This window comes from Pseudomonas sp. (genome assembly GCF_030684895.1).
GTDB lineage: Bacteria > Pseudomonadota > Gammaproteobacteria > Pseudomonadales > Pseudomonadaceae > Aquipseudomonas.
In genome coordinates, this window is record NZ_JAUXXP010000017.1 from 1 (window position 1) to 22542 (window position 22542).

Genomic DNA, 22542 nt, shown 5'->3' on the forward strand with positions numbered 1-22542 from the left:
CCGAGATCAACGTCACCAGCCCGACCTGCATCCGCGAGATCGATGCCGCCTTCGATACGCGCATCGGCGAGCAGCTGATGGACAAGATTGCCGAGAAGCTCAATGCGCGCAGTGCTTCATAGACTTTTCCATGCGCCCTCGGCAGACTGCGCGGCAACCTGAGCAGACCCGACACGCGATGAACGCAGCAGCCCAACTCCCTGAACTTTCCAGCGCCGGCGTACAGCCGGCGGACCGCCTGGGCTTTACCCTGTTCCTCGCCGCTGTGCTGCATGCTGCGCTGATCCTCGGCCTGGGCTTTACCCTGGCCGAGCCGAGCCAAATCAGCAAAACCCTGGAAATCACCCTCTCCACCTTCAAAAGCGAAGAAAAGCCCAAAGAAGCCGACTTCCTAGCCCAGGACAACCAGCAAGGCAGTGGCACCCTGGAGCACAAGGCCGCGCCGAAAACCACCGAGCAGGCGCTGTTTCAGGACAGCGAAGTCAAACGCGTTACCCCGCCCGCCGCGCCGCAACAACCGGCCGTACGCCAGCAAGCACCGAAGGCCGCCGTCGCCACCCACACCCCGCAACAGCAGAAAACCCCGGTCAAGCGCGAAGAAGCCAAACCCACGCCACAAGCGCGACCAGCGCCGGTGTTCGACAGCGCGCAACTGTCGTCGGAGATCGCCAGCCTGGAAGCCGAACTGGCCCAGGAAGTCCAGCAATACGCCAAACGTCCGAAGATCCACCGCCTCAACGCCGCCTCGACCATGCGCGACAAAGGTGCCTGGTATAAGGATGAGTGGCGCAAGAAAGTCGAGCGGGTCGGTAACCTCAACTACCCGGATGAAGCGCGCCGCCAGGGCATCTACGGCAGCCTGCGCCTGCTGGTGTCGATCAACCGCGACGGCACCCTGTATGAAGTGCAGGTGCTGGAGTCCTCAGGCCAGCGCACGCTCGACCAGGCCGCTCTGCGCATTGTGCGCCTGGCTGCACCGTTCGCCCCCTTTACCGGCGACCTAGCCGACATCGACCGACTGGAAATCATCCGCACTTGGCGCTTCGAGCGTGGCGACCGCCTGTCGAGCAACTGAATCTGCACTAGGCGCTTGAGGCTTGCAGCTTGAAGCTCCAAACTAGTGCCATGAAAGACGCCAGCCCCAGCTACCTCAAGCACCACTTCCTGATTGCCATGCCGCACATGGCCGATCCGCATTTCGCGCAGACCGTCACCTACCTGATCGACCACAACGCGTTCGGCGCCATGGGCCTGGTGATCAACAAGCCCAATGGCCTCAACCTGGCTGACGTACTTGAGCAGCTGCGCCCGGATGACGAGCCGCCCGCGCTGTGCCAAAGCCTGCCGATTTTTACCGGCGGCCCGGTGCAAACCGATCGCGGCTTTGTCCTGCATCCCAGCGGCCCGCAGTTTCAGGCCACCCTGGAGTTGGGCGAACTGGGCCTGTCGACCTCCCAGGACGTGCTGTTCGCGATTGCCGATGGCAGCGGCCCGGAGAAATACCTGATCACCCTCGGTTACGCCGGCTGGGAAGCCGGACAGCTCGAAGCCGAACTGGCCGACAACGCCTGGCTGACCTGCCCGGCCGATAACACCATCCTCTTCGACTTGCCTTTCGACCAGCGCCTGAATGCCGCAGCCGCGCGCCTGGGCGTCAACCTCAGCCTGCTCACCTCACAAGCCGGGCACGCCTGATGGCCGAGGCGAATGCAAAACCACTGCGCCTGCTGCTGGGCTTCGATTACGGCAGCAAACAGATCGGCGTTGCGGTCGGTCAGGTGATCACCGGCCAGGCTCGTGAGCTGTGCATCCTCAAGGCACAAAACGGTGTGCCTGACTGGCAAAAGGTCGAAGCGCTGATCAAGGAATGGCAACCGGACGCCATCGTCGTCGGTCTGCCATTGAACATGGACGGCACGAAAAGCGAGATGAGCGACCGCGCCGAGAAATTCGCCCGCCGGCTCAATGGCCGCTTTAACCTGCCCGTGCACACCCACGACGAACGCCTGACCACCTATGAAGCCAAAGGCCAGCGCCTGCAGCAAGGGCAGAATAGCGGCTACCGCGAGCGCCCGGTCGACGCCCTGGCCGCCGCCCTGCTGTTACAGGGCTGGCTCGAAGAAAATTGCCTGGGCTGACGCCCACTTAGTTTGTACCTGGAGTGTTGCCATGAGCTTACCCAACCCGGCCGAACTGCTACCGCAAATGGCCGACGCCCTGACCCGCCACCTGAATCAGCGGCAGATCAGCGAACCGCGCTTTATCGGCATCCGCACCGGCGGCGTCTGGGTTGCTCAGGCGCTAATGGAAGCCCTCGGCCGCGACGACGCACTGGGCATCCTCGATGTGTCCTTCTACCGTGACGACTTTACCCAGAACGGCCTGCACCCGCAGGTGCAACCCTCCGAGCTGCCGTTCGAGATCGAAGGCCAACACCTGGTGCTGATCGATGACGTGCTGATGAGTGGCCGCACCATTCGCGCCGCGCTCAATGAGCTGTTCGACTACGGCCGCCCGGCCAGCGTAACCCTGGTCAGCCTGCTCGACCTGAATGCCCGCGAGCTGCCGATCCGCCCGGACGTGGTCGGTGCCACCCTGTCGCTGGACGGCGACCAGCGGGTAAAATTGTCCGGCCCCACGCCGCTGACCCTCGAACTCCAGACGCTTGCCCACTGAGACTCGCCAGATGACGACCCTAGCCACCAAGCGCCCGCTGCAGCTGAATGACCAAGGCCAACTGCGCCACTTCCTGTCCCTCGACGGCCTACCGCGCGAGCTGCTGACGGAAATCCTCGACACCGCCGACTCCTTCCTCGAAGTCGGCGCCCGTGCAGTGAAGAAAGTCCCGCTGCTGCGCGGCAAGACCGTGTGCAACGTGTTCTTCGAGAACTCCACCCGTACCCGTACCACCTTCGAGCTGGCGGCCCAGCGCCTGTCTGCCGACGTGATCACCCTCAACGTGTCGACCAGCTCGACCAGCAAGGGTGAAACCCTGTTCGACACCCTGCGCAACCTCGAAGCCATGGCCGCCGATATCTTCGTGGTGCGCCATGCCGACTCCGGTGCCGCGCACTTTATTGCTGAGCACGTGTGCCCCAACCTGGCGATCATCAACGGCGGCGACGGCCGTCACGCCCACCCGACCCAGGGCATGCTCGACATGCTGACCATCCGCCGGCATAAGGGCAGCTTCGAAAACCTCTCGGTGGCCATCGTCGGCGACATCCTGCACTCGCGGGTGGCCCGCTCGAATATGCTTGCGCTGAAAACCCTCGGCTGCCCCGATATCCGCGTAATCGCGCCGAAAACCCTGCTGCCGGTCGGCATCGAGCAATACGGCGTGACCGTTTACAGCGACATGGCTGCAGGCCTCAAGGACGTCGACGTGGTGATCATGCTGCGCCTGCAGCGTGAGCGCATGACCGGCGGCCTGCTGCCCAGCGAGGGCGAGTTCTACCGCCTGTTCGGCCTGACTGAAGAACGCCTGAAGCTGGCCAAGCCAGATGCGCTTGTCATGCACCCGGGCCCGATCAACCGTGGCGTGGAGATCGAATCGGCAGTGGCCGATGGCCCGCAGTCGGTGATTCTCAATCAGGTCACCTACGGCATCGCCATCCGCATGGCCGTGCTGTCCATGGCCATGAGCGGACAAAACGCCCAGCGCCAAATCAATCTAGATGCCGAGGAGCAAAACTGATGCGCATCCGTATCCTCGGTGCCCGCGTTATCGACCCCAGCAGCGGCCTCGATAAGCTTGCCGATATCTATATCGAAAGCGGCAAGATTCTCGCCATCGGCCAGGCGCCGGCCAGTTTCGTCGCCGAACAGAGCATCAACGCCCAGGGCCTGGTCGCTGCGCCGGGCCTGGTCGACCTTAACGTCGCCCTACGCGAGCCGGGTTATAGCCGCAAAGGCAGCATTGCCACAGAAACCCTGGCCGCAGCAGCCGGCGGCGTTACCAGCCTGTGCTGCCCGCCCTTTACCAAACCCGTGCTGGACACCCCGGCGGTGGCCGAGCTGATTCTCGACCGCGCTCGCGAAGCCGGGCACACCAAGGTGTTCCCGATTGGCGCGCTGAGCAAAGGCCTCGAAGGCGAGCAGCTGGCCGAGCTGGTGGCGCTGCGCGACGCCGGTTGCGTGGCTTTCGGCAACGGCCTGGATAGCTTTCGCAATAACCGCACCCTGCGCCGCGCCCTAGAATATGCAGCCACCTTCGACCTGACGGTGATCTTCCACTCTCAGGACCATGATCTGGCCGAAGGCGGCCTCGCTCATGAAGGCGCCACCGCCAGCTTCCTCGGCCTGCCGGGCATTCCGGAAACCGCCGAAACCGTGGCACTGGCCCGCGACCTGCTGCTGGTCGAACAGACCGGCGTGCGTGCACACTTCAGCCAACTGACCAGCGCCCGTGGCGCCCAGCTGATCGCCGAGGCTCAGGCCCGTGGCCTGCCGGTCACCGCCGATGTGGCCTTGTATCAGCTGATTCTTACCGATGAAGCGCTGAGTGATTTCTCCAGCCTGTACCACGTACAGCCGCCGCTGCGCACCGCCGCTGACCGCGACGGCCTGCGCGCCGCAGTAAAAAGCGGGGTGATCTCGGCCATCGCCAGTCACCACCAGCCGCATGAGCGCGACGCCAAACTGGCACCCTTCGGCGCTACTGAGCCGGGCATCAGCAGCGTGCAACTGTTGCTGCCGCTGGCCATGAGCCTGGTGCAGGACGGCCTGCTCGACCTGCCCACCCTGCTCGCTCGCCTGAGCAGCGGCCCGGCGCAGGCGCTGCGCCTGCCAGCTGGCAAACTGAGCGTGGGCGCACCCGCCGACCTGCTGCTGTTTGATCCACAAGCGTCCACTCTGGCCGGCGAAACCTGGTATTCAAAAGGTGCCAACTGCCCGTTTATTGGCCACTGCCTGCCAGGTGCCGTGCGTTACACCTTGGTGGACGGGCACGTCAGCTACCAGGCTTAAAACCTGAACACACAAAAAACCCCGCCTCGGCGGGATTTTTTGTGTGCCGGAGAATCAGCCGCGCTGGGCATTCTTGATCGACACCTGGGTGTTTAGTGTCCAAAAGTCATACAGCACGCCGAGCAGAAACAAGCCGCCGGTAAACAGGTAGATGATCCCAGTGATCCACTTGCCCTGGTACATGCGGTGCACGCCGAAAATGCCGAGGAAGGTCAGCAGAATCCAGGCCACGTTGTAATCGGTATCACCGGCGGTAAAGCGCAGGTCAGCCTCACGGTCCATCGCCGGGATCAGAAACAGGTCGATGATCCAACCGATAAACAGCAGGCCGAAGGTGAAGAACCAGATGGTTCCGGTTACTGGCTTGCCGTAATAGAAACGGTGCGCGCCGAGAAAACCGAAAATCCACAGCAGATAGCCGATAAGTTTGCTGTGCGTGTCCTGTCGCTGCATAGGTGTGCTCCTGATGGCGGGTAACGCTTTGACGCCACACTCTACGCAAGGTTCGCCGCCTGGGGAAATCCAGCGCAGCCACCCGCATCGCCGCGCTTGAAGCCTCCACTGGATTGCTAAATACTGTATGCATAACCAGTTAAGCAGGCAGCACCATGCAGCTGATCGAAAAACTCACCGTCCTCGCCGACGCCGCCAAATACGACGCCTCCTGCGCCAGCAGCGGCGCACCCAACCGCAGCTCCAAGGGCAAGAGTGGAATCGGCTCGACCAATGGCATGGGCATCTGCCACAGTTTTACCCCGGACGGGCGCTGCGTGGCGCTGCTGAAGATCCTGCTGACCAACTTCTGCCTGTATGACTGCCAGTACTGCGTCAACCGCCGCTCCAGTGACGTGCCACGCGCCCGTTTTACTCCGGAAGAAGTGGTGACCCTGACCCTCGACTTCTACAAGCGCAACTGCATCAGCGGGTTGTTTCTCAGCTCCGGGATCATCCGCTCGGCCGACTACACCATGGAGCAGCTGATTCGCGTGGCCAAATTACTGCGCGAAGAGCATGAGTTTCGCGGCTATATCCACCTCAAGACCATCCCCGACGCCGACCCACTGCTGATTGCCGAAGCCGGACGCTACGCCGACCGCCTCAGCGTGAATATAGAGCTGCCCACCGAAGCCAGCCTGATCCGCCTGGCCCCGGAGAAAAAGGTGCTCACCATCAAGCAAGCCATGCACTCGATCCATCAGGGTGAAAGCGAGGCCCGCGCGGAAAAGCGCGCACCACGTTTCGCCCCGGCAGGGCAAAGCACGCAGATGATCATCGGCGCCGACGCCACCGATGACAGCACCATCCTGCACACCGCGGCCTCGCTCTACGGCGACTACCGCCTGCGCCGGGTCTACTATTCGGCGTTCAGTCCAATCCCGCAAAGCCCGAATACCGTGCCGTTCGAAGCGCCGCCCTTGCTGCGCGAACACCGTCTGTATCAGGCTGATTTCCTGATGCGCGGCTACGGTTTCGAGGTGGGCGAACTGCTCAGCGGCCCCGGCAACCTGGCCCTGGATATCGACCCGAAACTGGCCTGGGCGTTGAATAACCGTGCGCACTTCCCAGTCGATCTAAACCGCGCCGAACCCTCGATGATCGCCCGCGTACCCGGCATCGGCGTGCTCAGCGCGAAACGCCTGGTCGCCCTGCGCCGGCAGAAACGTATCCGCTTCGAGGATCTGACGCGCCTGCGCTGCGCCCTGGAAAAGGCCAAGCCCTTTATCGTCACCCAGGATTACCGCCCCGTGCAGGCCAGCCGCGAGTCCCTGTTGCTACGCCAACAGCTCAGCGAAACGCCCGCACAGATGGCGCTGTGGTGATGCAAAACGCGCAATTCGATGGCAGCTTTGCTGGCTGGCGTGAAGTAGCCAGAAGCCTGCTGCAGCAAGGCGTGCCGCCGCATCAGGTCAGCTGGCTGGGCGATGGCGACAGCGGCGGGCTGTTTGACCAGACGCCGATAAGCCTCAGCACCGCCGTAACAAGCCCCGCACCGCGCATTCCCAAGCAGCTGCTGGAGTTGCTGCAGAGCGCTGCACGTTTTCGCATTGAGGATCGCTGGAGCCTGCTCTATCGGATTCTCTGGCGCGTCGCCCAGGGTGATCGCGCCGCCATGCTGCCGGGCGATATTGACGGCAGCCAGCTGCATAAACGGCTGAAAGCGGTACGTCGTGAAGCCCACCACCTGCATGCCTTTCTACGCTTTCATCCACGCCCGGAAGCCGCCGAAGGACCGCAGCTGGTGGCCTGGCACGAACCGGCCCACGACATTCTGGCCAGCGCCAGCGGGCACTTTGCCGAGCGTCTGGGACGCAGTACCTGGTTGATTGCCACGCCAGATGACGGCGTGTATTGGGATGGCCAGCGCCTGCACTACCAACGGCCTTGCCCGAGTGAGTGGCAACGCCTGGCGCAAACGCCCGAGGATGAGGGTGAAGCGCTGTGGCTGGCCTATTACGGCAGCACCTTCAACCCAGCGCGACTGAATCGTAGCGCCCTGGAAACCAGCCTGCCGGTGCGTTTCTGGAAAAACCTGCCGGAAGGCCCGCTGATTCCACGCCTGATGAGCCAGGCCCGCGCCGGCGCGCAACGCGATGGCCAGGCCGAAGCCGTTGCGCGCCAGGGCGGCAAACGCATTCGCCACACCCGCGCGCAGCCGCCAGCCGTCAGCGGAAACGCCGACCCGGATCTTCCTCGCTGACTTCCAGCGACAAGCCCTGGGCCATGCTGCTCAGATGGTCGCCATCGGTTTCCGAACCGAGTTTGATCATCAGGCGCAGGTCGTTGGCCGAGTCCGCGTACAGCAGCGCATCTTCGTAGGTGATTTCGCCCTGGCTGTAGAGGTTGTACAGCGCCTGATCGAAGGTCTGCATGCCCAGCTCGGTGGAGCGCTTCATCAGCGCCTTGAGCTCGTGCACCTCACCCTTGCGGATCAGGTCGGCGGCCAGCGGGGTGTTGATCAATACCTCGATCACCGCGCGGCGGCCCTTGCCATCAGGAGTGGGGATCAACTGCTGGGCGACGATGGCCTTGAGGTTGAGCGACAGGTCCATCCATACCTGGTTCTGCCGGTCCGCCGGGAAGAAGTTGATGATGCGGTCCAGCGCCTGGTTGGCGTTGTTGGCGTGCAGCGTAGCCAAACACAGGTGGCCGGTTTCGGCGAAGGCCACGGCGTGGTCCATGGTCTCGCGGGTACGCACCTCACCAATCAGAATCACGTCCGGCGCCTGGCGCAGGGTGTTCTTCAGCGCCACCTCGAAGGACTCGGTGTCGATGCCGACTTCACGCTGGGTAACGATGCAGCTCTGGTGCTGGTGGATGTATTCGATCGGGTCTTCGATGGAAATGATGTGGCCGCTGCTGTTCTTGTTGCGGTAGCCGATCATCGCCGCCAGAGAGGTCGACTTACCGGTACCGGTTGCGCCGACAAACAGCACCAGGCCGCGCTTGGTCAGGGCCAGCTTCTTGAGGATTTCCGGCAGCTTCAGCTCGTCCAGCGTCGGGATATTGGTCTCGATACGGCGCAGCACCATGCCAGCCAGGTTGCGCTGGTAGAAGGCGCTGACGCGGAAACGACCAACGCCACGGGCGCTGATGGCGAAGTTGCATTCGTGATTCTCGGTAAAGTCGCGGCGCTGCTGCTCGTTCATCACCGCATGCACGGTTTCGCGGGTCTGCTCCGGCGACATGGGCGTCTTGGTGATCGGCATGATCTTGCCGTTGACCTTCATCGACGGCGGTACGCCAGCGGTAATAAACAGGTCGGAGCCGCCCTTTTCCACCATCAGGCGCAGCAGTTTTTCGAATTCCATCGTTGTTCGCCCATGTGCATCACGCGGTTATGCAAGGCCAGCGGCAGACGCGTGAATTGCCGCTGGGCTGAACCCGACAAGCGACTGCCGGCCGGGTACGTTTCAAGTTCAAACGTGCTTAGAAATTTTCTGGCGTTTTGGCTTTCTCGCGCGCCGCTTCGCGACTGACGATGCCCTTGGTTACCAGGGTCTTCAGGCAGGAGTCGAGGGTCTGCATGCCCAGCGAGCCACCGGTCTGGATCGCCGAGTACATCTGCGCCACCTTGTCCTCGCGGATCAGGTTACGGATGGCCGGGGTGCCGATCATGATTTCGTGGGCTGCCACGCGACCGCCGCCAATCTTCTTCAGCAGGGTCTGCGAGATCACCGACTGCAGGGATTCGGAGAGCATGGAGCGGACCATGGACTTCTCTTCAGCCGGGAACACGTCAACCACACGGTCGATGGTCTTGGCCGCCGAGGTGGTGTGCAGGGTGCCGAATACCAAGTGACCGGTTTCTGCGGCGGTCAGGGCCAGGCGGATGGTTTCCAGGTCGCGCATCTCGCCGACCAGAATGATGTCCGGGTCTTCCCGCAGCGCCGAACGCAGTGCTTCGGAGAAGCCGAGGGTGTCGCGATGCACCTCACGCTGGTTGATCAGGCACTTTTTCGATTCGTGAACGAATTCGATTGGGTCTTCGACCGTGAGGATGTGGTGGTACTTGTTGCTGTTTATATAGTCGAGCATCGCCGCCAGGGTGGTCGACTTGCCCGAACCGGTCGGCCCGGTTACCAGCACCAGGCCACGCGGTACATCGGAAATCTTGCGGAAGATCTCGCCCATACCGAGGTCTTCCATGCTCAGCACTTTCGACGGAATGGTCCGAAATACCGCACCAGAGCCACGGTTCTGGTTGAAGGCGTTGACCCGGAAACGCGCCACGCCGGGGACTTCAAAGGAGAAGTCGGTCTCGAGGAATTCCTCGAAATCCTTGCGCTGCTTGTCGTTCATGATGTCGTAGATCAGTGCGTGCACCTGTTTATGGTCCAGCGCAGGCAAATTGATCCGGCGAACATCACCGTCGACCCGAATCATCGGAGGCAGGCCAGCGGAGAGATGCAGGTCCGATGCACCTTGCTTGGCGCTGAAGGCCAGCAATTCAGTGATATCCATGGGACTCCCTAATGACAGACAAGCAGGTAGAATGCCGCGAAACCCAGGCGGCGGGCGCAAGTAATGTCCACGATAGCAGAGAATATTGCAAAGGTCGGAGTGCGCATCCGTGAGGCGGCGCAAGCCTCGCAGCGAGATTGTGCGTCTGTTGGCCTACTCGCGGTGAGCAAAACCAAACCCGCCGAGGCGATTCGCCAGGCGTTTGCCGCCGGCGCCTGCGATTTTGGCGAGAACTACCTGCAGGAAGCCCTGGAAAAGCAGGCCGAACTGAGCGACCTGCCGCTGACCTGGCACTTTATCGGGCCGATTCAATCGAACAAAACCAAGCCCATCGCCGAACACTTCGCCTGGGTGCATTCGGTGGACCGCCTGAAGATCGCCCAGCGCCTATCTGATCAGCGTCCGACGCATCTACCGCCATTGAATATCTGCCTGCAGGTAAATGTCAGCGGCGAGGCCAGCAAGTCTGGCTGCAACCCGGACGAGCTGCCGGCACTGGCACAAGCGGTTACACAACTGCCCAACCTGCGCCTGCGCGGATTGATGACAATCCCCGAACCGACCGATGACCCCCGCGCGCAACGCGCCGCCTTCGCCCGCTTGAGTGAGCTGCAGCACGGCTTGAACCTGGACCTCGACACCTTGTCCATGGGCATGAGCCACGACCTGGAAGCTGCGATTGCCGAAGGCGCGACCTGGGTACGCATCGGTACCGCCTTGTTCGGCGCGCGCGACTACAGCAATAACTGATTGAGTTTGCCTTCAGCCTTATTAAGGAAGCCCGTTATGACCACTCCCCGCATTGCCTTTATCGGTGCTGGCAATATGGCCGCCAGCCTGATCGGCGGCCTGCGTGCCCAGGGCATCGACGCCAGCGCGATTCGCGCCAGTGACCGCGGCGCCGAACAACGCAGCACGATCAGCGCCGAGCATGGCATCGAAACCTTTGCCAGTAACGCCGAGGCCATTCAGGCTGCGGACGTGATTGTGCTGTCGGTCAAACCGCAGGTGATGAAAGAAGTCTGTCTGGACCTCGCCGCGCATATCGGCGAACAGCAGCTGGTGGTGTCGATTGCCGCCGGCATCAGCTGCGCCAGCCTGGAAAGCTGGCTCGGCCCGCGTGCCATTGTGCGCTGCATGCCCAACACGCCGGCACTGCTGCGCCAGGGCGTCAGCGGCCTGTATGGCAATGCTCAGGTTTCGCCGGCCCAACGCCAGCAGGCCGAGCAGCTGCTCAGCGCCGTCGGCCTGGCCCTGTGGCTGGATAAGGAAGAGCAGATCGATGCCGTGACTGCCGTCTCCGGCAGCGGCCCGGCGTATTTCTTCCTGCTGATTGAGGCCATGACCGCTGCTGGCGAGAAACTCGGCCTGCCGCGTGATACCGCCGCCCAGCTGACCCTGCACACCGCCCTTGGCGCCGCACGCATGGCCGTGGCCAGCGATGTCGATGCCAGCGAACTGCGCCGCCGGGTAACCTCACCGGCCGGTACCACCGAAGCGGCGATCAAGACCTTCCAGGCCAACGGCTTCGAAGCTTTGGTCGAGAAAGCCCTGAACGCCGCCGCCCACCGCTCTGCCGAGCTGGCCGAACAACTCGGCCAATAAGGAACGAAAATGATCGGACTCAACACCGCCGCCGTTTATATCCTGCAGACCATTGGCAGCCTGTATCTGCTGATCGTGCTGCTGCGCTTTATCCTGCAACTGGTGCGGGCAGATTTCTACAACCCAGTCAGCCAGTTTATCGTGCGCGCCACCCACCCGCTGCTGAAACCGCTGCGCAAGATCATCCCCAGCCTGGCCGGACTTGACCTGGCCTCGCTGGTGCTGGCGATTCTGGTGCAGCTGCTGCTGATGGCAGTAACCCTGCTGCTGCTCGGCTATGGCCTGGACAACCCGCTGCAGCTGCTGGTGTGGTCGATCATTGGCGTTACCGCGCTGTTCCTCAAGGTGTTCTTCTTCGCCCTGATCATCAGCGTGATTCTCTCTTGGGTCGCCCAGGGCAGCCATAACCCGACCGCCATGCTGATCAACCAGATCTGCGAGCCGCTGCTGTCGCCGATCCGCCGCACTCTGCCGAGCATGGGCGGGCTGGACCTGTCGCCAATCGTCGCGTTCCTGCTGCTCAACCTGATCGACATGCTGGTGATCCGCAACTTGGCGATCATGACCGGCATGTACAAAGGCCTGAGCCTGGCGATCTGACCGCGAACGCCGGATGAGCCACTTTCGCTGGGACGGCGCCGACCTGATCCTCGACTGCCACCTGCAGCCCAAGGCGAGCAAGGATGAGTTCGCCGGGCTGCACGGTGATCGGCTGAAAATCCGCCTCACCGCGCCGCCCGTGGAGGGCAAAGCCAACGCCCAGCTGCTGGCCTTTCTCGCCAGCGCATTTGCCGTGAGCAAAAGCCAGGTCAGCCTGGAAAGCGGTCAGCAAAGCCGGCAAAAGCGCGTACGCATCAAACAACCGCAGCGCCTGCCAGATGAAGCCGCCCTGACCGCTCGGTCACCCTGACCGACCATAAGGCGGGCGTGCGACGACATGCAATTGACGCCATAGCTGCGACCCGCATAATGCCAAGCAGGTCAATCCACGAACGTCGTGGATCTGGCGTAATTCCACAGGCTTTAAAGCGTTATCTGCTGCGTCAGCCAGCTGCGCAGCATCGTTCAATGTGTGCCCGACTTAACCTGGGTGCCGTATAGCCCCAGTCGCCCCACAATGGATGCGCCAACCGGAGGAAAGCCCAGGATGAGCATGGAACGTCTCAGTCAGCAGGTCGATGCTTACGTCACCTGGAAGCGCGAGCTGATGCGCGAAATCACCCGCTATCGCAGTTGGCTGGTGACCAATCGGTTGAACTCCGAGGCCGTGGAAGCCAAGCTTGAGCGCGCACTGAAACTGTTGCGCACGGACCACATCACCCTGGCCTTTGTCGGCGAGTTCTCGCGCGGCAAGACCGAGCTGATCAACAGCCTGTTCTTCTCCTCCTACGGCCAGCGCATGCTGCCGTCCCAGGCTGGGCGCACCACCATGTGCCCTACCGAGCTGTTCTTCGACCCACGCTCGGAGCGCTCCTATATCCGCCTGCTGCCGATCGAGACCCGCGTGTCCGAAGCCAGCGTGGCGCAGTTCAAACGTATTCCACGGCACTGGGTCAATATCCCACTGGACCTCAGCGACCCGGACAACATGGTTCAGGCCTTTGTCCAGGTTGCGCGGACCAAACCCATGCCGGTGGAGCAGGCGATTGCCCTGGGCTTCCACCCGGACATGCTGGAAAGCACCAATAAACCCGGCGAAGTACTGGTGCCGGCCTGGCGCCATGCCATGGTCAACTTCGATCACCCGCTGCTGCGCCAGGGCCTGCGCATTCTCGACACCCCGGGCCTGAACGCCCTGGGCAGCGAGCCGGAGCTGACCCTGTCGATGCTGCCCAGCGCCCAGGCGATCATCTTCCTGCTGTCCGCCGACACCGGCGTGACCGCCAGCGACATGGCCGTGTGGCAACAACATATCCGCCAGCTCGACGAAGACACCCAGACCAGCCTGTTCGCCGTGCTGAACAAGATCGACGTGCTCTGGGATGACCTGGCCGGCGAAGCCTTTGTGCAGAACGCCATCCGCCAGATCCAGACCAGCACCGCGCGCCAGCTCGGTATCCGCGTGGAGGACGTACTGCCGCTGTCGGCCAAGCAAGCGATGCTGGCCAAGGTACGCAAAGATCCGGAACTGCTGGCCCGCAGCCAGATGAGCAACCTGGAAAACCTGCTCTGCGAGCGCATCATCGCGCAGAAGGAACGCCTGCTCGAAGACCGCGTGGTCAATCAGGTGCTCGCCCTGCTGCAGAACAGTCAGCACGTGCTCAACCTGCGCCTGGAAAAGGTCAACGAACAGCAGGCGCTGCTGAGCAACCATCAGCACGACAACGGCCAGATGCTGTTCGAGCTGACCGCCAAGACCAAGGAAGACCACAGCCAGCACCACAAGCGCCTGCTTGGCCTGAAAACCAACCAGCGCCTGCTCAAGCGTCAGGGCGATTTGCTGCGTCACGCCTCGCGCAGTGAACGCCTGGACGAACACCTGAACAAGGTGCGCAAGAACCTCACCGGCAGCTGGACCACCCTGGGTATTAACCAGGCCATCCTGCATTTCTTCCGCAGTGTTGAGCAGGACCTGCACAACCTGGCGCAGGAAGCCGAGATGGCCAACAAGATGGTTGCGGCCATCTACCGTCGGCACAACGAAGAGAACCCGCTGCACGGCGTCGACGCGCCGCAGTTCAACGTCAACCGCTACCTGCGTGAGCTCAAGCAGCAACAGACCAAGGCCGACCAGTTCCGCCTGCAGCTGAAAACCCTGCTGACCGAACAGCGCAGCCTGACCAAACGTTTCTTCGCCACCCTGGTGCAGGAAGTCATCGGCCTGCACCAGCGCATGCGCCAGGAAGCCGAGCAGTGGGCCAGCGATGCGCTGATGCCGCTGATGCAGCACACCCTGGAACACAAACAGCTGCTGGAAACCCACATGCTGCGGCTCAAGGCCCTGGCTCAGGAAACCCAGCAGGCACGCCAGCGCGGCCAACAACTGGCGCGTTACAGCGGCGAGCTGGAGCAGCAACTGGCGCAAGCCAACGACATCCTGCGCATCCTGCGTCGCCCAGCCCCCGTGCAACGTCAAGGCAAGGTGGTCAACCTGCCAGGGGCCGCACGCCCGCATAGCATCGGCGAATAGCCCTTCTCATCAGCACTACCCAGCCGCCCCATGCGCTTGCCGCCTGGGGCGGCGCTCTTTAGACTGCGGCTCTTCCTTTATTGCGAGCAGGGTCGATGTCGACTGCCTTTCCCCAAGACTCTGTTGGCCTGGTAACTCCGCAGGTGCTGCACTTTGCAGACCCTCTGGCGCTGGCCTGCGGGCGCAGCCTGGCCGACTACCAACTGATCTTCGAAACCTATGGCGAGCTGAATGCCACGGCAAACAACGCCGTGCTGATTTGCCACGCGCTGTCCGGCCACCATCATGCTGCCGGTTATCACAGTGCAGAAGACCGTAAGCCGGGCTGGTGGGACAGCTGCATCGGCCCTGGTAAACCCATCGACACCAACAAGTTCTTCGTCGTCAGCCTCAATAACCTTGGCGGCTGCAACGGTTCCACCGGCCCCAGCAGCCTCAATCCGGCCACTGGCAAACCCTTCGGCGCGGACTTCCCGGTAATGACCGTGGAGGATTGGGTGCACAGCCAGGCGCGCCTGGCCGACAACCTCGGCATCCGCCAGTGGGCCGCAGTGATCGGCGGTAGCCTGGGCGGCATGCAGGCCATGCAATGGACCATCAGCTATCCCGAGCGCGTGCGTCACTGCCTGGCGATTGCCTCGGCACCCAAGTTGTCGGCGCAGAACATCGCCTTCAACGAAGTGGCGCGCCAGGCGATCCTCACCGATCCGCAATTCCATGGCGGGCACTTCCAGGAACAGGGCGTAATCCCCAAACGCGGGCTGATGCTGGCGCGCATGGTCGGCCACATCACCTACCTGTCGGATGACGCCATGGGCGAGAAATTCGGCCGCGGCCTGAAGAGCGAAAAGCTCAACTACGACTTCCACAGCGTCGAGTTCCAGGTGGAAAGCTACTTGCGCTACCAGGGCGAGGAGTTCTCCGGGCGCTTCGATGCCAACACCTACTTGCTGATGACCAAGGCGCTGGACTACTTCGACCCGGCAGCCGCCTTCGATGATGACTTGGCCAAGACCCTGGCTCACGTCACAGCGGACTTCTGCGTGATCTCCTTCACCACCGACTGGCGTTTCTCGCCGGCGCGCTCGCGGGAAATCGTCGATGCGCTGACCGCTGCGCGGAAAAACGTCTGCTACCTGGAAATCGATGCGCCCCAAGGCCACGACGCCTTCCTCATGCCGATCCCGCGCTACCTGCAGGCATTCGACAGCTATATGAAACGGATTAAGGTGTAGCCATGCGCGCGGACCTCGAAATCATCCAAGAGTGGATTCCCGCTGGCAGCCGCGTGCTCGACCTGGGTTGCGGCAATGGCGAATTGCTCGCCTGGCTGGCCGAACACAAGCAGGTCAGCGGCTACGGCCTGGAAATCGATGCGGACAACATCGCCCAGTGCGTGAGCAAGGGCGTCAATGTGATCGAGCAGAACCTCGACAAAGGCCTGGGCAACTTCGCCAGTAACAGCTTCGACGTGGTGGTCATGACCCAGTCGCTGCAGGCCCTGCATTACCCGGATAAGGTGCTGGCGGAGATGCTGCGCGTCGGCAAGACCTGCATCATCACCTTCCCCAACTTCGGCCACTGGCACTGCCGCTGGTACCTCACCACCAAGGGCCGCATGCCGGTGTCGGACTTTCTGCCCTACACCTGGTTCAACACGCCAAACATCCACTTCTGCACCTTCACCGACTTTGAAAACCTGTGCCACGACCAGGGCGCCAAAGTCATGGATCGCCTGGCCGTGGACCGCGACCACCGGCACGGCTGGGCCAGCCGGATCTGGCCTAATCTGTTAGGTGAGATCGGCATTTACCGGATCAGCGGGCCGACTGCCCAGGATGTTCAAATCGCCAATTGAGCGGCGTTGTCACAAGCCGCCGTCTATCTGGAGAACCCTTATGCGTCGCATAGCACTACTGTTTATCGCCCTGTGCCTGAGCCTGCCGGCGCTGGCTGAACGCAAGCAGACCTTTGGCGATCTCGACGTGCACTACATCGCCTTCAACTCCGGTTTTCTGCAGCCGAATATCGCCGCCGCCAACGGCCTGGTGCGCAGCAAGACCCAGGGCGTGGTGAACATTTCCGTGCTCAAGGCCGGCACCGCCAGCAGCGCCAGCGTCAGCGGTGAAGTGAGAGACCTGGTCGGCCGCAGCCAGCCGCTGACCTTCAAGCAGGTTAACGAGGGCGCCGCCATTTATTACCTGGCGCAATTCAACTTCAGCCAGCGCGAGATGCTGCGGTTCACCATCAATGTGCGCGCAGCCGATGGCGTGGCGCACAGTTTCGACTTCAACCAGGAATTCTTCCCAGACGAATGATCCACTTCAACGAGCTTGTACTCGCCAGTCATAACGCCGGCAAACTCAAGGAGCTGCAGGCCATGCTTGGCAGCAGCGTACGCGTACGCTCGGTCGGTGAGTTCTCCATGGTCGAGCCGGAAGAAACCGGGCTGTCGTTTATCGAAAACGCCATTCTCAAGGCGCGCAACGCCGCACGCCTATCCGGCTTGCCGGCACTGGCCGACGACTCAGGCCTGGCGGTGGATTTTCTCGGCGGGGCGCCGGGTATCTACTCGGCGCGCTACGCCGATGGTCAGGGTGATGCGGCGAACAACGCCAAGTTGCTCGACGCGCTAAAAAATGTTGCAGATGCCGAGCGCGGTGCGCAGTTCGTCTGCTGCCTGGCCTTGGTGCGGCATGCCGACGATCCGCTGCCAATTATCTGCGAAGGCCTCTGGCACGGGCGCATCCTGCACGCCGCGCAAGGCGTGGAGGGCTTTGGCTATGACCCGCTGTTCTGGGTGCCCGAGCGCGAGTGCTCCAGCGCGGAGCTGCCGGCTGCTGAGAAAAACCAGATCAGCCACCGTGCCCGCGCCATGGCCCTGTTGAAACAACGGCTGGGCCTGGCATGACCACGGCGTTCGGCAGCGGCTTCGCGCTACCGCCACTTGCACTCTATGTGCACATCCCCTGGTGCGTGAAGAAGTGCCCGTATTGTGACTTCAACTCCCACGCCGCCGGGCCAACGTTGCCGGAAGAAGAATACGTCGACGCCCTGCTGGCGGATCTGGATGCTGACCTGGCGCAGGTGCATGGCCGCCCGCTGAGTTCGATTTTCTTTGGCGGCGGCACCCCCAGCCTGTTTTCGGCCAAGGCCCTCGGCCATCTGCTTGAGCGCGTGGAGCGGCGTGTGGCGTTTGCCGCCGATATCGAGATCACCCTGGAAGCCAACCCCGGCACCTTCGAACAGGCCAAGTTCAAGGACTACCGCCGCCTGGGCATCAATCGCCTGTCGATTGGCGTGCAGAGTTTCCAGGCGCCCAAACTGATCGCCCTGGGGCGAATCCACGACGGCGATGAAGCCGTGCACGCAGCCGATATGGCGCGCGCCGCCGGCTTCGATAATTTCAACCTGGATCTAATGCACGGCCTGCCGGATCAGTCCATCGAGGACGCCCTGAGCGACCTGCGCACCGCCATCGCCCAAGGGCCGACGCACCTGTCCTGGTATCAGCTGACGGTGGAGCCGAACACGGTGTTCTGGAACCAGCCACCGGTGATGCCCGAGGACGATATTCTCTGGGACATTCAGGAAGCCGGGCAGGCCCTGCTGGCCGCCGAAGGCTACGCGCAGTACGAAGTCTCGGCCTACGCCCAGGCCGGCAAGGCGGCGCGGCATAACCTGAATTACTGGACCTTTGGCGATTTTCTCGGCATCGGCGCCGGCGCCCACGCCAAGCTCAGTGCGCCGGACGGGCGCATCAGCCGCAGCTGGAAAACCCGCCTGCCCAAGGACTACCTGGACCGCAGCAAGCGCTTCAACGCTGGCGAGCGCGCCCTTAGCGCCGATGAATTGCCCTTTGAATTTCTGATGAATGTGCTGCGCCTCACGGACGGCGTCGCCAGCGAGCTGTTCACTCAGCGCACCGGTCTGCCGCTCAGCCAGCTCGCGGCGGCGCGCGCCGAAGCCGAGCAACGCGGCCTGCTGCACAGCGACCCGACACGCCTGAGCGCCACCCGCGAAGGCCAGCTGTTTCTCAATGATCTGCTGCAACACTTTCTACCCTGACGCATGCGCCCACCCGGCTAAGGAAACCTGATGGACCTGCTACTCGACCTGATCGTCACCCTGTCGCGCTGGAGCCGCAGCCACCTCTACGACATCTCCCTGGCAATTATCGCGACGCTGTTGGTGCTGTTCGGGCCTGGGGTCAATGCCTGGGTGCAGCGCAATACCAGCAGCATGAATTTCATCTTGCGCACGCTGATCTTCGTGCTGCTCTGCGCGGTCGGCTACGGCCTGCTGATCGTCTTCGCCACGCCGTACCTGGCCAAGGGCCTGGGCTTCTTCAACAACTTCACCCTGGCCCCGGTGCTGATTCTGGTGTTCTTTATCATCGGTATCCTCGCCGACCGCAGCTAAGCTGCGCGCCCACTGATCGACAGCCCGGCCACGGGCTCCCGGCTACAGGCGCAACCGCCAACTGACGCCCATCACGCCCTGGCAACAAATTGCCGGCTGACTGTGACGATCATCGCAGATCGCCATCATGCTTTAACACTCCGCATTTTTTTTCATTAGCCTTGCGCCCCCAACACTGCTCGCAGTGCTGGTTGCAGCCGTTTTCTCCCACTCAAACAGCGCCTCCAGCCTTTCCTTGCCCGGCCTTACGCCAGGTGCGGCAGTGCATTACGGCCACACATACCGATGCCCTTGCCATGACCATGCCTGCCCTGCGCCCTTTACTCCGCCTGCTCCTTCTGCACACCGCGCTGCTGCTCGGCGCTGCCGGCCAGGCCACTGCACAGGTCGAGATGCCGGCGCAGGACGAGGACAGCTGGACGATCAATATGCAGAGCGCGGAAATTCGCGACTTTATCGAGCAGATTTCCAGCATCAGTGGGCAGACCTTTATCATCGACCCACGGGTAAAAGGTCAGGTCACGGTGATTGCCCAGCAGCCGATGAATATCGCCGAGGTTTACAAGCTGTTCCTCTCGGTAATGAGCACCCATGGTTTTGCCGTAATGCCGCAGGGCAATCAGTTAAGCATCATCCCCAGCAGCGATGCCAAGACCACCGCAGGCAGCAACGGCAATCTGGAAACGCGTGTACTGCAGGTACAACACGGCGCCGCCAACGACCTGCTGCCGCTGATCCGCCCGCTGGTAGCCAACTACGGTCACCTGGCCGCCGTGCCTTCCTCCAACAGCCTGATCATCAGCGACACCCCTGCCAATATCGAGCGCATCGACGCAATCATCCGCCAGCTCGACAGCCAGAATCAGGACGATTTCAGTGTCTATGACCTGCGCCATGCCTGGGTCCATGAGCTGGCGGCAGTGATCAACAGCTCACTGAAAAATGCCCAGGCCAGCGGCGCCCAGGTGATCGCCGACACCCGCGCCAACCGCCTGCTGCTGCTCGGACCCAGCGACGCCCGCGCGCGCCTGTTAAAACTAGCGCAGAGCCTCGACACGCCCAGCTCACGCTCGACCAACACCCGGGTTATCCGCCTACGCCATGGTGATGCCAAGGAGATGGCGAAGACCCTCGGCGACTTCGGCGACAACCTGAGCCAGAGCCAAGGCAGTGAAAACGCCGCACCGCTGAAGCTGATGATCCGCGCCGACGAGAGCCTCAACGCCATCGTCATCATGGCCGAAGCCGATATCGTGAATATGTTCGAGGACCTGGTGCGCCAGCTGGATATACCCCGCGCCCAGGTGCTGGTGGAGGCGGCCATCGTCGAGATGTCCGGCGACATCAATGACGCCCTCGGCGTGCAATGGGCCATCGATGGCCGCAGCGGTGGTGGCCTGGGCGGCGTCAATTTCAGCAATGCCGGGCTGTCGGTCGGCACCCTGCTTGGCGCCATCGCCAGCAAAGAACCCGGCGAGCTGGCCAAGGCACTGCCCAATGGGGCGATTTTCGGCGTCGGCAACGACAACTTTGGCGCACTGATCACTGCGCTGTCCTCGACCGGCAAAAGCAACCTGCTTTCCACCCCCACCCTGCTGACGCTGGACAATCAGGCCGCCGAGATTCTGGTCGGGCAGAACGTGCCGTTCCAGACAGGCTCCTACACCACCGACGCGGCTGGCTCGAGCAACCCCTTCACCACCATCGAGCGCAAGGATATCGGCGTGACCCTCAAGGTCACCCCGCATATCAATGAGGGCGCCACCCTGCGCCTGGTGATCGAACAGGAAATCTCCTCCATCGCCCCGAGCACCGGGCTGAATGCCCAGGCGGTGGATCTGGTCACCAACAAGCGCTCGATCAAGAGCACTGTGCTGGCCGATGACGGCCAGGTGATCGTGCTCGGTGGTCTGATTCAGGACGACATCACCAGCAGCGAGAGCAAGGTGCCACTGCTCGGCGATATACCCGGAGTCGGTCGGCTGTTCCGCTCAACCCGCGAAGCTCGGCAGAAGCGCAACCTGATGGTATTTCTGCGCCCGACCGTGGCGCGCGACGGTGTCGGCCTGGCCAACCTGAGCCTGGGCAAATACCGCGACCTGCGCCTGCTCGGCCAGGCCAACGGTTACGACCAACTGCCGCAACAGGTCCACGCTTTGTTCGACCAGGGCATTGAGGCGCCTGCGACCGACCTGCGCCAGCCGGCCAAAGCCATCCCGGCAAAACCGAGCAAGAGCCTGATCGAGACCCCCAAACCTGTAGACCCCAGCACCCTCGGTGATGGCCGTGGCGGCGAAAGCCAACCCAAGGTTGTCGCACGCCGCCACACCATCCAGTTGGTCGAAGGCAGTAACCGCGAATTTATGCAGGCCCTGCTTGAGCGTCACCCCAAACAGCCGCTGCGCCTGGCCGAGCGCGAGCAGGACGGGGAAACCCGCTACGTCGTGCTCTATGGCAGCTACCCGAACCGCGAGACTGCGCTCAAAGCCCTGGCCGCCCTGCCCGAGCAGCTGCCCAAACGCGGCGCCAGCGCCCTGCCCGAGTGAGCAAAGAGGCGTTGCAGCACCACGCCGCAACGCCAAAGCCGAACGGCGTGGAACTGTGCCCCATTCCGAGCGAGACGTGGCACACCCTGGATATGAGACCAGCGTCCAAATTAAACAAGCTCGCCCTGCCCATAGCCTCTGCCTGTGAACTGCATAGCGAATAACCGTAAAGGCTCTACCTAGACTGCGCGACTTTAACTTTCCAGACTAATGGAGCAGTCGCATGTCAAAACGCTGGATTACAGCCGCAGTCGCCACCGCCATTGTCGGCGGCGTCCTGGGGGTCGTGCTCTCGGCTGACCTTGAGCCCAAGCCAAGCCAAGTGGCATCGAATAACAATCCCGAGGGTGAATCGCCCGCGCCCAGCGCAAGCACCGCTGCGCCTGTCAGCCCAGCAGCCAGCCAAGGCGCAAGCGGCGTCACCACCTTGCAAGCCAAACCGCCCGCGGCCAACCCCAGCGCCGCGCAGGCCACGCTCTGGGATGCAGACTCACTGCAGGAAACCGAGAGCAACGGCATCACCCAGCACCTGACCCAGGTCGACCCGGAGCAACTCAACAACCTGGCGCTCGGTCAGGTGGTTTCTCTGGCACTGCCGGGGCGCAGCAGCCCAACCCGCGCCAGCCTCGGCGAAACCCGCAACACCGCCGGCAGCGCCGTATGGCAAGGCAGTCTGATCGATGGCGATGAGGTGGAAAGCATGACCCTGATCAAGGGCGCGCTGGAGACCCATATCACCGTCGCTACGCTCGACGGCAGCCTGTCGATCATCATCGATAACGCCACCGGCAAGACGGTGATCACCGATGAAAACCAGCTGGTACTGCGGGCCGATCCCAACGATCACCTGCACTACGACCATAAAGAACTGGCCCCGCTGCCACCGCCAGCCCAGGGCTGATCACCGTT

24 protein-coding genes and 1 pseudogene are annotated in these 22542 nt (G+C 62.5%); 22 read left to right on the forward strand and 3 right to left on the reverse strand.

What is annotated here, in order from left to right; genetic code table 11:
• From Q8M42_RS03260 to Q8M42_RS03290, 7 genes and pseudogenes are all read left to right on the forward strand, one after another.
• Nucleotides 1–122: pseudogene (locus Q8M42_RS03260) on the forward strand (glutathione synthase); the annotation flags it as partial.
• A 56-nt stretch (nt 123–178) separates the two neighbouring features.
• Nucleotides 179–1075: an energy transducer TonB gene (locus Q8M42_RS03265; RefSeq protein ID WP_304870125.1), complete on the forward strand. Its 897-nt coding sequence runs from the start codon at nt 179–181 to the stop codon at nt 1073–1075.
• A 50-nt stretch (nt 1076–1125) separates the two neighbouring features.
• Complete coding sequence (locus Q8M42_RS03270) at nt 1126–1695, forward strand: YqgE/AlgH family protein (RefSeq protein WP_304870421.1); 570 nt, start codon at nt 1126–1128, stop codon at nt 1693–1695.
• The gene (gene ruvX / locus Q8M42_RS03275) at nt 1695–2138 is read left to right on the forward strand and encodes a Holliday junction resolvase RuvX (protein ID WP_170048555.1); all 444 of its coding nucleotides are present in this window, start codon (nt 1695–1697) and stop codon (nt 2136–2138) included. The genes Q8M42_RS03270 and ruvX overlap by 1 nt, the downstream gene beginning before the upstream one ends.
• Before the next feature lie 31 nt (nt 2139–2169).
• A complete protein-coding gene (gene pyrR / locus Q8M42_RS03280) occupies nt 2170–2676 on the forward strand; it encodes a bifunctional pyr operon transcriptional regulator/uracil phosphoribosyltransferase PyrR (RefSeq protein WP_304870128.1) in 507 nt (168 codons plus the stop codon).
• A gap of 10 nt (nt 2677–2686) precedes the next feature.
• Nucleotides 2687–3697 (forward strand): aspartate carbamoyltransferase catalytic subunit, encoded by a 1011-nt coding sequence (locus Q8M42_RS03285; protein ID WP_304870130.1) that lies wholly within the window; start codon nt 2687–2689, stop codon nt 3695–3697.
• Complete coding sequence (locus Q8M42_RS03290) at nt 3697–4968, forward strand: dihydroorotase (RefSeq protein ID WP_304870132.1); 1272 nt, start codon at nt 3697–3699, stop codon at nt 4966–4968. Before Q8M42_RS03285 ends, Q8M42_RS03290 begins: the two co-directional genes overlap by 1 nt.
• Before the next feature lie 54 nt (nt 4969–5022).
• On the opposite strand, the gene Q8M42_RS03295 is transcribed toward Q8M42_RS03290, so the two are convergent.
• Nucleotides 5023–5421 (reverse strand): TM2 domain-containing protein, encoded by a 399-nt coding sequence (locus tag Q8M42_RS03295; protein WP_304870134.1) that lies wholly within the window; start codon nt 5419–5421, stop codon nt 5023–5025.
• 155 nt (nt 5422–5576) lie between these two features.
• Between Q8M42_RS03295 and Q8M42_RS03300 the strand changes: the two genes are divergently transcribed.
• Both Q8M42_RS03300 and Q8M42_RS03305 read left to right on the forward strand, forming a co-directional pair.
• Nucleotides 5577–6788, forward strand: coding sequence for a putative DNA modification/repair radical SAM protein (locus Q8M42_RS03300; RefSeq protein ID WP_304870136.1), 1212 nt, complete (start codon nt 5577–5579; stop codon nt 6786–6788).
• Nucleotides 6788–7666 (forward strand): TIGR03915 family putative DNA repair protein, encoded by an 879-nt coding sequence (locus Q8M42_RS03305; protein WP_304870138.1) that lies wholly within the window; start codon nt 6788–6790, stop codon nt 7664–7666. Before Q8M42_RS03300 ends, Q8M42_RS03305 begins: the two co-directional genes overlap by 1 nt.
• Here the strand turns inward: Q8M42_RS03305 and Q8M42_RS03310 are convergent.
• Together Q8M42_RS03310 and Q8M42_RS03315 are read right to left on the reverse strand one after the other, a co-directional pair.
• Nucleotides 7632–8777, reverse strand: a complete 1146-nt coding sequence (locus tag Q8M42_RS03310) for a PilT/PilU family type 4a pilus ATPase (RefSeq protein WP_304870139.1) — start codon at nt 8775–8777, stop codon at nt 7632–7634. The two genes, Q8M42_RS03305 and Q8M42_RS03310, sit on opposite strands and share 35 nt — an antisense overlap.
• 118 nt (nt 8778–8895) lie before the next feature.
• On the reverse strand, nt 8896–9930 hold the full coding sequence (locus Q8M42_RS03315) for a type IV pilus twitching motility protein PilT (protein ID WP_090250115.1): 1035 nt from the start codon (nt 9928–9930) through the stop codon (nt 8896–8898).
• 63 nt (nt 9931–9993) lie between these two features.
• Here Q8M42_RS03315 and Q8M42_RS03320 point away from each other — a divergent pair, with 63 nt between their 5' ends.
• The 13 genes from Q8M42_RS03320 (at nt 9994) to Q8M42_RS03380 (ending at nt 22534) form a co-directional block, all read left to right on the forward strand.
• Nucleotides 9994–10680, forward strand: a complete 687-nt coding sequence (locus Q8M42_RS03320; RefSeq protein WP_304870143.1) for a YggS family pyridoxal phosphate-dependent enzyme — start codon at nt 9994–9996, stop codon at nt 10678–10680.
• A 36-nt stretch (nt 10681–10716) separates the two neighbouring features.
• On the forward strand, nt 10717–11535 hold the full coding sequence (gene proC, locus Q8M42_RS03325) for a pyrroline-5-carboxylate reductase (protein ID WP_304870145.1): 819 nt from the start codon (nt 10717–10719) through the stop codon (nt 11533–11535).
• Nucleotides 11536–11544: 9 nt separating this feature from the next.
• Nucleotides 11545–12135, forward strand: coding sequence for a YggT family protein (locus Q8M42_RS03330; RefSeq protein ID WP_304870147.1), 591 nt, complete (start codon nt 11545–11547; stop codon nt 12133–12135).
• Between the two features lie 13 nt (nt 12136–12148).
• Complete coding sequence (locus Q8M42_RS03335) at nt 12149–12445, forward strand: DUF167 domain-containing protein (RefSeq protein WP_304870149.1); 297 nt, start codon at nt 12149–12151, stop codon at nt 12443–12445.
• A 237-nt stretch (nt 12446–12682) separates the two neighbouring features.
• The gene (locus Q8M42_RS03340; protein WP_304870151.1) at nt 12683–14665 is read left to right on the forward strand and encodes a dynamin-like GTPase family protein; all 1983 of its coding nucleotides are present in this window, start codon (nt 12683–12685) and stop codon (nt 14663–14665) included.
• Between the two features lie 95 nt (nt 14666–14760).
• Complete coding sequence (locus Q8M42_RS03345) at nt 14761–15900, forward strand: homoserine O-acetyltransferase (protein WP_304870153.1); 1140 nt, start codon at nt 14761–14763, stop codon at nt 15898–15900.
• A 2-nt stretch (nt 15901–15902) separates the two neighbouring features.
• Nucleotides 15903–16523: a methionine biosynthesis protein MetW gene (metW, locus tag Q8M42_RS03350; RefSeq protein ID WP_304870155.1), complete on the forward strand. Its 621-nt coding sequence runs from the start codon at nt 15903–15905 to the stop codon at nt 16521–16523.
• A 40-nt stretch (nt 16524–16563) separates the two neighbouring features.
• Entirely contained in the window at nt 16564–16983 is a 420-nt protein-coding gene (locus tag Q8M42_RS03355; protein WP_304870157.1) for a DUF4426 domain-containing protein, read from the forward strand.
• On the forward strand, nt 16980–17576 hold the full coding sequence (rdgB, locus tag Q8M42_RS03360) for an RdgB/HAM1 family non-canonical purine NTP pyrophosphatase (RefSeq protein ID WP_304870159.1): 597 nt from the start codon (nt 16980–16982) through the stop codon (nt 17574–17576). Before Q8M42_RS03355 ends, rdgB begins: the two co-directional genes overlap by 4 nt.
• Nucleotides 17573–18733 (forward strand): radical SAM family heme chaperone HemW, encoded by a 1161-nt coding sequence (hemW, locus tag Q8M42_RS03365; protein WP_304870161.1) that lies wholly within the window; start codon nt 17573–17575, stop codon nt 18731–18733. Before rdgB ends, hemW begins: the two co-directional genes overlap by 4 nt.
• A gap of 30 nt (nt 18734–18763) precedes the next feature.
• On the forward strand, nt 18764–19087 hold the full coding sequence (locus Q8M42_RS03370; RefSeq protein ID WP_275960375.1) for a DUF3392 domain-containing protein: 324 nt from the start codon (nt 18764–18766) through the stop codon (nt 19085–19087).
• 302 nt (nt 19088–19389) lie between these two features.
• Complete coding sequence (gene gspD / locus Q8M42_RS03375) at nt 19390–21633, forward strand: type II secretion system secretin GspD (protein ID WP_304870423.1); 2244 nt, start codon at nt 19390–19392, stop codon at nt 21631–21633.
• 223 nt (nt 21634–21856) lie between these two features.
• Complete coding sequence (locus Q8M42_RS03380; protein ID WP_304870164.1) at nt 21857–22534, forward strand: hypothetical protein; 678 nt, start codon at nt 21857–21859, stop codon at nt 22532–22534.
• The last annotated feature ends 8 nt before the right edge of the window (nt 22535–22542 follow it).